Origin of the sequence: Alteromonas sp. 14N.309.X.WAT.G.H12 (assembly GCF_036697315.1) — a bacterium.
Taxonomy (GTDB): Bacteria; Pseudomonadota; Gammaproteobacteria; order Enterobacterales; family Alteromonadaceae; genus Alteromonas.
This window is the reverse complement of the sequence record NZ_JBAHZB010000105.1, coordinates 1-12160: the sequence shown is the minus strand read 5'-3', so window position 1 is coordinate 12160 and position 12160 is coordinate 1. Positions and strand designations below refer to the sequence as shown.

At 47.1% G+C, this 12160-nt stretch carries 8 protein-coding genes and 1 pseudogene; 3 read left to right on the top strand and 6 right to left on the bottom strand.

Annotation, left to right across the window (positions count from 1 at the left end):
• Positions 1-1241: M20/M25/M40 family metallo-hydrolase (locus V5298_RS17385; protein ID WP_332932700.1), on the bottom strand; the 1241-nt coding region annotated here is incomplete at its 3' end.
• Between the two features lie 316 nt (positions 1242-1557).
• Here V5298_RS17385 and upp point away from each other — a divergent pair.
• Positions 1558-2187 carry a uracil phosphoribosyltransferase gene (upp, locus tag V5298_RS17380; protein ID WP_332932699.1) on the top strand — a complete coding sequence of 210 codons (630 nt, stop codon included), beginning with the start codon at positions 1558-1560 and terminating at the stop codon, positions 2185-2187.
• A gap of 40 nt (positions 2188-2227) precedes the next feature.
• On the opposite strand, the gene V5298_RS17375 is transcribed toward upp, so the two are convergent.
• Entirely contained in the window at positions 2228-3088 is an 861-nt protein-coding gene (locus V5298_RS17375) for a LysR family transcriptional regulator (RefSeq protein ID WP_332932698.1), read from the bottom strand.
• Positions 3089-3213: 125 nt separating this feature from the next.
• On the opposite strand from V5298_RS17375, the gene glyA reads away from it, so the two are divergent.
• A complete protein-coding gene (glyA, locus tag V5298_RS17370; protein WP_332932697.1) occupies positions 3214-4467 on the top strand; it encodes a serine hydroxymethyltransferase in 1254 nt (417 codons plus the stop codon).
• 39 nt (positions 4468-4506) lie between these two features.
• Here glyA and V5298_RS17365 read toward each other — a convergent pair whose 3' ends face one another.
• The 4 genes from V5298_RS17365 to V5298_RS17350 form a co-directional block, all read right to left on the bottom strand.
• Positions 4507-6108 (bottom strand): serine hydrolase, encoded by a 1602-nt coding sequence (locus V5298_RS17365; protein ID WP_332932696.1) that lies wholly within the window; start codon positions 6106-6108, stop codon positions 4507-4509.
• A gap of 161 nt (positions 6109-6269) precedes the next feature.
• Positions 6270-6848 (bottom strand): thymidine kinase, encoded by a 579-nt coding sequence (locus V5298_RS17360; RefSeq protein WP_332932695.1) that lies wholly within the window; start codon positions 6846-6848, stop codon positions 6270-6272.
• A 2-nt stretch (positions 6849-6850) separates the two neighbouring features.
• Positions 6851-8863, bottom strand: a complete 2013-nt coding sequence (locus V5298_RS17355) for a putative bifunctional diguanylate cyclase/phosphodiesterase (protein ID WP_332932694.1) — start codon at positions 8861-8863, stop codon at positions 6851-6853.
• A gap of 131 nt (positions 8864-8994) precedes the next feature.
• Entirely contained in the window at positions 8995-11238 is a 2244-nt protein-coding gene (locus V5298_RS17350; protein ID WP_332932693.1) for an acyl-CoA dehydrogenase, read from the bottom strand.
• 246 nt (positions 11239-11484) lie between these two features.
• On the opposite strand from V5298_RS17350, the pseudogene V5298_RS17345 reads away from it, so the two are divergent.
• Positions 11485-12160: pseudogene (locus tag V5298_RS17345) on the top strand (RND family transporter); the annotation flags it as partial.

Below are 12160 nucleotides of genomic sequence, written 5' to 3'. Positions count from 1 at the left end.
GGCAGGGCATTAAGTTTACCGGTTTCTTTTACCGTATGGGCGCCGGCACCACTCATCCCTAAGCCGTCTATGGCCATATCTACGTATTGTGAGGTAAAGGACACATCAGCGGCACCGGCATTAAGGGGGTTAACGGCATCCACAGTGCCCTGACCGAGATCGTCACTGACCTGACTGTAAATACCTAGCAATGTTTTATTTCCTGATGTGGGTGCAAGGGCAGGGTAACCTTCACCAAATTCTATGTGGCTTTGGGTTTGTGGCAAAGAATCGGCGACAATGTCTTCCATTTTTTGTTCTACCCGCGTTAGCTGGGTTTGTGAAATCGCACGAATATCACCGGTCACAATGGTGGTTTCGGCCACCACATTGTTTTTACCGAAGGTGGTACCGCTATTACTTTTCTTGTCGTGAGTTACTTCGGTACCTCCCATAATTCTACCTGGGTTGTAAGTAAGTAACTCCTCACTTCTTAATTCGTTGTAAAAGGTCATTAGAATACGTGAGGCTTCATAAATAGAGCCCGCACCCACGTTATCTTTAAAGATTTGAGAAGAATGGGAAGGTACGCCTTTCACTGTCAGTGTCCAGTCTACGGAACCTCGACGTGAAATGTTCGCTGTGGCCGGATTACCATCACCATTTTCAAAACCAAGGGCAATATCGGCCCATTTTGCCCCGTCAATGAGGGCTTTTTTTGACAGCGCGAGGGGGCGGCCACTAAGTTCTTCATCGCCGGTCATAACCACCATAATGTTCATGTCTTTTAGCTCGCCGGCGGCATCGAGTGCCCGTAATGCCTGTAAGATAATGACATCGCCTCCTTTCATGTCTGCAATGCCCGGCCCTTTGGCCACCGTATCGCTCACAGGCTCAAATTTTTGAAATGGGCTATCTGGTTCAAATACGGTATCTAAGTGACCGATGAGCAGCATTTTAGGGCCCTTACCGCCGTGCAGTTCGGCAACCAGATGACCGGCGCGATTGAAGGCGCTGCCTTCCTCAAAACGGGCATTGAAGCCGAGTGCTTTAAATTCGGGGATCAGTGTGTCTGCTACCTTTTTTACCCCGGCGAAATTCATGGTACCGCTGTTTATATTAACGAGTTTTTCTAACAGCGTTAGCGCCTGAGGATTAGACTGATGAATGTAATCAACCATGGTTTGTTCTTTTTCTGTCAAGGCGGCAAAGGCCTGATGAGTGAGCAGGGATAATCCGAGTACTAGTGCGCTTTTTTTCATTGTGTTGTGCTCTTTATAGGGAAAAGGTAAGCATAAACTATCTAGCGGCGTAAACAAAAAGCAAAGTATTCACGACCAACTTGCTAACCCCTCCGCCCAGTGTGTATTTCTATCATGGGGTGAAATATTCAGCGCCTCGTGGTGCGTAGCCTTTTGCAATGGAAGGGCAAGGTGTAAGCTATGGGCAAAAGGTCCCGTGCTCGTCGTGCGCAACTTGCATTCCAGTGTGGATAATAGCAATGTGTATTAAAATGTACGGTGGTTTCTCGCCACATGACTGCACGATGGGTAATTAACAAGCACACAGGAGAATCTGGTGTCCGTCCACGAAATAAAGCACCCCCTTATTCAACACAAAATTGGTTTAATGCGTGAAGCGAATATCTCCAGTAAAGATTTTCGCGAACTGGCCAGTGAAATTGGTAATTTATTGACCTATGAAGCCACCCGGGAGTTACCCACTGAAACTGCGCAAATTAAAGGCTGGACTGGTGAAAACCTCCGTGTGGAACAAATAAAAGGAAAGAAAATCACCATCGTTCCCATTTTGCGGGCAGGACTTGGCATGCTAGACGGTGTTATGCAACTGATCCCCAATGCTAAAATCAGCGTGGTGGGGTTATATCGCGATGAAACTACCTTGCAGCCCGTAGCGTATTTCGACAAGGTGGTAAAAGATATCGATGCCCGTACCGCGTTGATTGTTGATCCCATGCTTGCCACCGGCGGAACGCTCATCGCCACCATTGATTTGTTAAAACAAAAAGGCTGTAAGCAAATTATGGGGTTATTTCTTGTTGCCGCGCCAGAGGGCATTGAGGCGGTGACCAGTGCCCATCCTGATGTGGCGATTTTTACCGCGTCAGTGGATAATAAGCTAGACGAAAATGGCTACATTCTTCCTGGATTAGGGGATGCGGGGGATAAAATCTTCGGCACCCGATAGGGGACAAACTGCCTTTCCCGGCAAGATCATCCCATCGTCTTTACGCGTGTGAAGCCAGTTCTGTGGCAATGGTTTTTGCCAGTAGATCAATGGCTTCAGAGCGCACCTTCTGGGGGTTAATCAAACATACCCCAATGCGTCCCAATGAGGGCAAACCGGCAGAAGGTGAAAGGATAGAAAGGCCATTTGGCACGGTACTTTTTGCCAGTACGGTAATGCCTAATCCTTCGTTAATCGCCGTTTGAATACCATTTAAATCGCCAATGGTGTACACCACCTGCCATTGTTTTTTTACTTTCGCCAGCAAGTTGGTAGCGCGTTTGCGATAGATGCAGGGGGACGGTGCGGCAATGAGGGGAAGTTGCTCGGGAATATTGTTCACAAAGCGTTGACTGCCTACCCATACCAGTTCATCGGTCACAATGTATCCATCTTGCTCGGGTTCCGGCTCTTCTTGCAACGATAAGATCAAATCAAACTGATTTTTCAGCGGCTCACACAAGAGATCCTTACTCAATGCACAGTGTACCTCCATGGAAATTTCGGGGTATGACTGGGTAAATCGGCGGATAATTTTCGGCATGAGGGTGGTGGAAAACTCACTGGGGATCCCCAGTTTTATATTGCCACTAATTTGCGGGCGACCAAATTCTGCCATGGCCTGATCATTTAACATGAGGATCTTGGTGCCGTACTCCAGCAACTTACTCCCCGCAAGGGTGAGCATCAGCCGGTTACCTTCCCGGGTAAACAATTTTTCACCCACGGTTTCTTCCAGCTTTTTTATTTGCAGGCTAATGGCCGGTTGGGTGCGTTTTAACCGCTCAGCACAAACGGTGTAACTGCCTGTTTGTGCAATGGTGACAAAGGAGCGCAGAAAGTCGACGGACAGGTTTTTCATGTGTTATCTCCAAAGCGCCAGCTGCTTACGTATTTCATATTCTTATGATGCCATATTTATTATTAATTTTATTTATTCTGTATGTACATCTAGCATAATGAAAATCAAATAACAATGGAGTTAACATGAATACGCTAAATAATGCTTTACGTCAGGTGGACGCAGATATCGCCGATATACTGCAATTAGAGGCTCAACGGCAGGAAGATCATGTCGAACTCATTGCCTCTGAAAATTACACCAGCAAGGCAGTGATGGCCGTGCAGGGCAGTAAGCTGACCAATAAATACGCAGAAGGGTACCCGGCTAAGCGTTACTACGGTGGCTGTGAAGAAGTGGATAAAGCCGAACAATTAGCCATCGACAGGGCCAAAGCGGTATTTGGCGCTGATTACGTCAATGTACAGCCTCACTCGGGGTCTCAGGCCAACGCAGCGGTGTATATGGCCTTGTTGTCACCCGGTGATACGATTCTTGGTTTAAGTCTTGATCATGGCGGCCATTTAACCCACGGTGCTGCGCCCAATTTTTCCGGCAAACTCTATCATGCCGTGCAATATGGTTTAAACCCCGATACCGGCGAGATTGATTATGAGCAGGTGGCTGCATTGGCCAACACGCACAAGCCAAAAATGATCGTCGCTGGTTTTTCAGCCTATTCCCGTATTGTGGATTGGCAACGGTTCCGGGACATCGCTGATAGTGTGGGCGCTTATCTTATGGTGGATATGGCCCATGTGGCCGGATTGGTGGCGGCTGATCTTTATCCGAATCCCGTGCCGGTGGCAGATGTGGTCACCACCACCACCCACAAAACCTTGCGCGGCCCCAGAGGGGGACTCATTTTGTGTAAGTCTGCCCCTGCATTGGAGAAAAAATTCAATTCGTTAATTTTCCCCGGCATTCAGGGGGGGCCCTTGATGCATGTGATCGCCGCCAAAGCGGTGGCATTAAAAGAGGCCATGATGCCTGAATACAAAGTGTATCAGCAGCAGGTTGTCGACAATGCCAAGATCATGGCGGAAACCTTTATCCAGCGTGGATTTTCAGTGGTGTCGGGTAAAACCGAAAATCACATGTTTTTAGTGGATCTCATCGATAAAAACATGACCGGAAAGCAAGCGGATGCGTTATTAAATAATGTGAATATCACCGTAAATAAAAATACCGTCCCCAACGATCCTCAGTCTCCGTTTGTCACTAGCGGTATACGTATTGGTACCCCAGCGGTAACATCCCGAGGATTTACCCAAGAGGATTGTCAGCAATTGGCATCGTGGATGTGTGATGTGTTGGCAAACCCGGAAGACGAGGGCGTGGCACAGAAAGTAAAACAGCAGGTCGCCAAGCTTACTGCCGCGCGACCGGTTTATGCCTAAGGCGGTTTGGCCGGGTATGTACCCGGCCGACAAGAGGATCTAGTTGCTTAGTGATGTCACCGCTAACACCTTATTGAAATACATGTCTCGCCACTCATGTTGGGTGGTTTTACGCACGGTATAAGGATATAAACTGAATCCGGTTATTTGCTTAAGATAATCCGTATCAAAACGTATAAAGGCGTCGCTGGCGGCATTTTGATTATCCCAGCGGATCACAAAGGTGTTGTTATCGAAAGGTTCAAGGGTACCCTTTAAGGTGGGCATTTTCGCCGAGACAATACGTATGGACTGGCCTTTTTGGGATAGGGTAAAGGTGCCAAACCATTGATCCTCAAAGGTGCCTAGGTATGCGTCTAGGGCAAGGGATGTGGTGCCTGAGCCTTTGGGTTCCTGATAACGGGCCAGAGATTTGGCTTCGCGTTCATCACGGTAGTCCTGATATTTTGCAATCCAATCTTCTTGAGGCGCTTCTGCTATATAGGCTTTTAAAATGGTCTGCATGACTGAGCCGCGGGCACCATAATTGGAGCCATTGTTTAGCACCACCACGCCGAGCTGTAAGTCAGGAATAAAGGCCACATAGGTTTGATAACCCGATAGGGTGCCGGTATGGGAAATGACTTCATGGCCATAAATATCCATTAACCGCCAGCCTAAACCATAGGCTTTAAAGTGTGTGTTGTCCCATTGCTCATCGGTCTCATCCACGGGCAATATGGTTTGGGCAGAGAGCATGGTCTTAACAGTGTCCGGTGCAAGAAGTGGTTCACCAGAGGGCAGTTTGCCGCCATCAAGCCACATTTGTAACCAACGTAACATACCTGGCGCATTACAGGTCACGCCGCCGGCGGCGGCAGACACGATACCTTTACTTTCAATTTGATTGCGGGGGATAGGGTAGATCCCCCGCTCATCATTATAGCCGTAACTTAACGCACGGTTGGCCAGTACGTCTGCCGGCACATCGCCACCAAAACATTGCATGTGTAACGGCGCAAACACGTTTTGCTGTAGTCGGGTTTCCCATGGCTGTTCGGTGAGCGTAGCGACGACTTCCCCAGCGGTAATATACATGACATTGGAATAGGCATAATGGCGTCTAAAGCTGTAGGCTGGGGTGAGGTAGCGTAAGTTATGGATGATTTCATCACGACTGAAACCACTAGGCTCTGGCCACAACATGGCGTCCCCGGCACCGGAAACGAGTCCGCTGCGATGGGTCAGTAAATCGGTGATATCCATTTCCCGTGTTACCCAGGGATCAGCCATTTGAAAGGCGGGAAGTACCTCGGTGACCTTGGTGTCCCAGGTTAACTTTCCTTCGTCCACAAGTTGTGCCACCGTGGTGGCCGTAAAGGCCTTACTTGTTGATGCGAGTCTAAAATAGGTATCGGGCTCAACCGGGCGTTGATTAGCCATATCTCGCATACCATGGCCGTCAAGGTAGACGATTTTACCGTCTTTGATTATCCCGACGCTCATGCCTGGGGTATGAAACTGGATGAGTGCCTTGTCGATGGTAGAAGGCAGGTCTGCGAGGTTTTCCGGTAGCTGGTTTACCGAGGCTGTGTTGGCCATGGTTAAAGAGGACAGGGCGCAGCCTAAAATAGACAGGCCAAGACGAAAAGACATCAACATAGTGTATTCCTTTATTTTTTTCTTCACTCTCTATGGGCGGTGCTGTGAAGTCAACGCAGAGTCGACCATAAATAGGCAGATCGCGATCAATCGCGCTAACAAGCCCCTATTTTTACGTATGGGTATGCACTTCAGCGTTTTATCGACAACTTGTTGGCGATCTAATCCCACACCAGTTGTTTGAAGTGCTTGCGGCACATGGATTCATAGCGGTCATTGCCGCCTATTTCGACCTGATTTCCATCGGTAACCGGTTGGCCATTTTCGTCTAATCGTACAACGAAGGTGGCTTTGCGGCCACAGTGACACACGGTTTTTAACTCCGTTAACTTGTCGGCCCATGCCATAAGATAATGGCTGCCTTCAAAGGCCTCACCAAGGAAATCCGTGCGCAAGCCGTAGGCCAGCACCGGGATATTTAGCTCATCGACAATGTCAACCAGCTGTTTGACTTGGGTTTTGGTTAGAAACTGTGCTTCATCAATAAACACACAATCAAGGGGTTGCTGACGATGCTGATTAAAGACGTGGTGAAATAAATCATCCTCGGTATTGTATAGTGCGGCCTCTGCCTGCAGGCCAATTCGGGAGGTGACTTTACCCACTTCGTATCTGTCGTCGATGGCAGCGGTAAATATGGCCACCTGCATACCACGTTCGCGGTAGTTATAGGCAGATTGAAGTAAGGACGTGGATTTTCCTGCATTCATTGCAGAGTAATAATAATAAAGTTGCGCCATGTTTATTTATCGTTGTGTAACCATCGCGTGAGGTTTTTTTCGCGCTGAGGTTTGTCGAAGTAAAAGCCTTGCAGGCAGTCTACACCCATTGCCTTTAATCTTGCAGCTTGAATTTCAGTTTCTACGCCTTCGGCAATGGTTTTACACCCAAATTCGCCGGCAATTAACAAGGCGGCACGTATGATAGGTTCGCCTGTGGAGTCCAGAGTATTGATAAAGGAGCGGTCTATTTTTATATAGTCAAAATTTAAGTTGTGTAATTGACTTAGAGAAGAAAAGCCAGTACCAAAATCATCAATGGAGATGAATACCCCCATGGCTTTAATACCGTTAATCTGCGCGGTGAGCTTAGCGATGTTGTCAGCAAACACGGATTCGGTCACTTCAAGATGTAAGCGAGTTGGTGATAAACCGGAAGAAGAAAGGATGTGGGAGAGCCGACAAACAAAGTCATCTTCCATGAGCTGGGCGACAGACACGTTCACCGATACTGCAATGTGAGTGCCTTGCCAGCGAGCGGCATCGTTGCAGGCAGTGTGCAACACCCACTCACCGAGTTGAACGATGATGCCACACCGTTCTGCAATGGGAATAAATTCGTTCGGCGAGACCTGCGTATTGTTATATTGCCAGCGTATGAGGGCTTCAAAGGATGATGCGCTATCCGTATCGGTGCAAATAATGGGTTGATAGACTAAGTAAAAGGCATTTTCATCAATGGCGACCCGAAGTCCTTCGCGGAGCTTTTGTTCCCGACAAACTGAATTGAAAATAGCGGTATTAAAGACCGCAATATGGGACTGTTGTAAGCGTTTTTCATAGTACATGGTAAGATCTGCCTCTTGGATGAGGCGCTGGGGATCATCGCCGTGTTCCGGACACAGTGCAATGCCTATGGTGGCATCAAGATTTATTTCATTTTTATCTATGGTCATGGGATCAGCAATGTCTTGACGAATGGCGCTGGCGGCCAACATGGCGGTATCTGAACTGACATCCTCAATAATCATGATGAATTCGTCTCCCCCCCAGCGTGCAAGACTGTGTTTAGGTGCGTGTTGCTTCAATATATCAGCCACTTTCACTAATACCTGATCGCCAATAGCGTGGCCTAAACTATCGTTTACCTGTTTGAAGCCGTCTAAATCGATAAAAAGAAGTGCGACAGTGGTATTGTGGTTTTTGCATTTTTCTACGCACAAGGCTAATTGCTTTAAAAACCCAGTTCGATTCATCAACAGGGTTAACGGATCCAGGTTTGACAGGCGGGTCACCTCTTTTGTTCTTTGTTGTACGGTTTCCTCAAGGTGGCTATTGAGAGCGTCAAGTTGAAGATTGCTATTCTTTAACGCCGTATTGACACGAATGACTTCGTTACGTTCTGCTTCCATCAGCTTAAGTAATTGCTGATTGTGTTTTTTTAAATCCATCGATTGGGTGAAGAAGTGGTTGGTTCTTTTCGAGCTACTTAGCATGGTGATCCAAAATGCAATACCTAAAAAGCCAAGTACGTTAACTTCTCTATGAGACTCAAATAAGGCGATGGTGGACATAGGAACAAGAAGAAGTGTGCAAAATGTCCAAACTAGGGAGCGGCTTGCGCCGAGCACCGTGGCTGCACCGCCTGCCAACGCAGACAGTACCACCATGGTGGTGGCAAGTTCGAGTATTTGCATCTGCGGGAAAATACTAATGGTATATATCCCCCACGTTAATGCGGTAAGCGTGACGCCAGCATAGAATCGTGAAAATGCGGCATAGGCTTTGTCAGTTTGATGGCGCAATCGCTTCATCCAGTACATGGCATCAACAAAACGCAGTAAGAGTAACGACACCATAAACAGCCAGAAATAGATTTTTATTGGTAGGGGGGATTGTGACTCAAAACCAAAGGTCAATGCAGATATGGCCAGTACCGAAACCAACAAACCGCCCAACGTATTAGTATGTAAGATCTGTACAATGTCATTGAGGTTGTCATTATCTGGGGCTAGGCATTTGAATAGAAAGCGCACTGCATCATCCTGTGGTGGATAGTAATTATCGCGTTTTTCGTTATGTATCTATAAAGTTTATAGGCGATAGCAGTAGTAAAAGCCAAAAAAAAGGTGGTTTTTACACCACCTAATTGAGTCGTCAGGCGCGCTTAAGCCGCGTCTTTTTGTTTTTCATTATTTGATTTAGCATCACTTAATGGTGCTAAATCAAAGGTAAACTCGTCCACGCGAACCGCACGTTTTCGTTTTTCGTCATAGTCATGAAGCATGACGGCTTCTTGCTCTGAAATGACGCCGCGGGATTGCAAGGCATTTAACGCGTTTTCAAAAGAGATAAACGGTATAACAGGCTCTTTGCGTAAGGCTTTTTGTACTTTACCTAGTAGATGGGACACAGCGTGCTTCGCTTTGAAGGCTTGCTCGTTAATGTCGTTACCATCCCCGGGTACAGGCCTTACAAGATGGGTAAGCTGTGCCTTTATACTGTTATCTTGCATGGCTGCAAGGGCCAGTTTACTGGCAAGCTCATCGCTAATCCCGCTAACCGAATTTGTGTAAGTGCACGTAAGGGTACGCATCAGTAAGCGAGTCGGTGTATTCGGGAAATTAGCGATAAAGTCCACCAACGCCTGCTCTGCCTGTTGTAAGCTCCATTGCATGGCATATTCAAAATATGGCTGGGCCAGTTTACGATCTTCAACCCGCTGCTCGTAAAAACGAATCGCTGCCATAGCGCCATATAAATAGCTCATGACATCGCCTAAGCGGGCTGAAAGCAGTTCGGCCTTTTTCAGATCGCCGCCTAGTACCGCTAAGGATAAATCCGCCATCGGGGCGAGTTTTGCAGCCATGGCATTCAGTCGTTTCTCATAACGAGTCACTTCAGGAAGGGAACTTTTAGCGTTGCGTAAAAAAGGCAGGTAGCTGTTTTTTAGACTGCGAAACGCATTTTTTACACTAAAACTGATGGTTTTCTTCAGTACTTGATTGAAGGCTTGGTCTGCACTGTCGTCGTCACTGTGGATAAGGTCCACCATGTCTTTTAGATACGGATGACAACGCATGGCACCCTGACCAAATATCATGAGGTTACGGGTAAGAATATTCGCCCCTTCCACCGTAATGGCGATGGGTAAGGAGGCGTAACCGCCGGCAAGGGTATTTTGTGGTCCACGTTGTATGGCTTTACCTGCCAATATGTCCATGGCAGAGTTCATGACGTCGCGGCCAAGTTCTGTCATGTGATATTTAGCGATTGCCGTAACGACGGAAGGTTTGATCCCCATGCCGAGTCCTTCGGTGGTAAGTACCCGCATGGACTCAAGAAGGAAGGTTTTTCCTGCAATATCAGCCAGTTTTCCTTGAATGCCTTCAAACCGGCCGATGGGCAATCCAAACTGTTCCCGTACAAAACTATATTCTGCGGCAGCTTTTAGCGCCGATTGACCTGTGGCCACACCCATAGCGGGTAAGGAAATACCACGGCCAGCGCCTAAGCAGCTCACCAGCATTTGCCAGCCTCTGCCGATATTTTTCTGCCCACCAATAATAAAGTCCATGGGAATAAAGACATCGTTGCCGCGAGTAGTACCGTTGTAAAAACGTTGTCCCATTGGATCATGACGGTTGCCGAGTTCCACACCAGGATGGGATTTAGGCAAGAGTGCGCAGGTGATACCTAGTTCGGTTTTATCACCAATTAAATGGTCTGGATCGAACACTTTAAATGCCAAACCCAGCACGGTGGCAATGGGCGCCAGCGTGATATAACGCTTATCCCAGCTCACCCGTAAACCGACGACTTCTTTGCCTTCCCATTCGCCTTTGGTAACGATGGCAGCATCAGGAATGCCGCCGGCATCGGAGCCCGCTTCTGGGCTGGTTAGGGCAAAACAGGGAATATCATCACCTACCGCCAGTCGTGGCAGGTAATAATCTTGTTGTTCTTGGGTGCCGTAATGCATGAGAAGCTCACCCGGGCCTAATGAATTTGGCACCATAACGGTGACGGCAATGGCGCCACTTTTCGCGGCCAATGTGGCAACAATGGTTGAATTGGCGTAGGGGCTAAATTCCAGTCCGCCAAATTTTTTGGGGATGATCATGGAGAAAAAACGATGCTTTTTAATAAAAGCTAAGATTTCATCAGGAATATGGACACTGTTTGCCAGTTCAAAATCATCAACCATGGCTAATAATTCTTGAACTGGGCCGTCCATAAACGCTTGTTCCTCCGCCGACAAGGTGGCTTGTGGCACCGCTCGAAGGGCATTCATGTCGGGTTTACCTTGATAAATCGAGGCTTCTAACCAGATATCTCCGGCGTCTAAGGCTTCCTGTTCCGTTAACGAAATAGGGGGAAGAACTTTTTTAAGGCGTTTTCTAATACTCATTTTTACTCATCCGCTCATCTGACCAGTTGATTTTCACTTATATTACCTTACATTTTTCAAAGATCAAATATTATGTGTTCGCCAGCTTGTCAGGGAGGGTCAACGAAAGAGAAAATTTCTGTTTTTCTTACTTATTTTTATTTTATTCAACTTAAGTTGAATGGAAGGATGCAGCGAAATAGTTACACAAATGTGGTTTACCAGATACACTAAAAGGGGGATACATAAAGAAGGATAAAAAGGGTTATGCAAACACTTCCTGTATGGATACGTTGGTGCATGGAAAAGCCAAAAACAGTATTGGTACTATTTGTATTGGCGTGCATCATCACAGGAGCGGGTGCGGGGAAGTTATATTTTCGTGGTGACTACAAAGTTTTCTTTGAGCAAAACGATCCCCAGAAACTGGCCTATGAAGAAATGCAGAACGTGTTCAGTAAAAGTGAAAATGTCACGTTCTTGATTTTACCGGATAGTGAAAATGTTTATCAGCCCGATACCTTCGAGCTAATTCAATCGCTTACCGAAGATGCCTGGCAGATCCCCTTGTCCATTCGTGTGGAGTCATTATCGAATTATCCTTACACCTATGCCGACGAAGAAGGTTTGGTGGTCACGGATCTTATTCGTGAAGGGCAAACCGATGAGGCACATATAAAATGGGTAAAAGAAGCCGTCGCGCCGTTAGAAAATGTGCAAGGCAGGCTCATTTCTCTGGATAATAAAATGGCGGTTATCAATGTCACCATTCAATTACCTGACGGCGATCAAACCCCCAACATCTTAAAGATTGGTACCTTTTCTAAACAATTAAAAGCAAAATACGAAGCCGCGTACCCCAATCATCAAATCTATTTATCGGGCATTGTCATCATGAACGACGCCTTTGCCCTAACCGCAAAGGACGATGCCACCACCCTTA

Excerpts from the sequence above, each read along its gene's own strand:
- V5298_RS17360 (WP_332932695.1), bottom strand. The coding sequence starts at position 6,848 with ATGGCGCAACTTTATTATTATTACTCTGCAATGAATGCAGGAAAATCC.
- glyA (WP_332932697.1), top strand. The coding sequence starts at position 3,214 with ATGAATACGCTAAATAATGCTTTACGTCAGGTGGACGCAGATATCGCC.
- V5298_RS17350 (WP_332932693.1), bottom strand. The coding sequence starts at position 11,238 with ATGAGTATTAGAAAACGCCTTAAAAAAGTTCTTCCCCCTATTTCGTTA.
- V5298_RS17365 (WP_332932696.1), bottom strand. The coding sequence starts at position 6,108 with ATGTTGATGTCTTTTCGTCTTGGCCTGTCTATTTTAGGCTGCGCCCTG.
- V5298_RS17375 (WP_332932698.1), bottom strand. The coding sequence starts at position 3,088 with ATGAAAAACCTGTCCGTCGACTTTCTGCGCTCCTTTGTCACCATTGCA.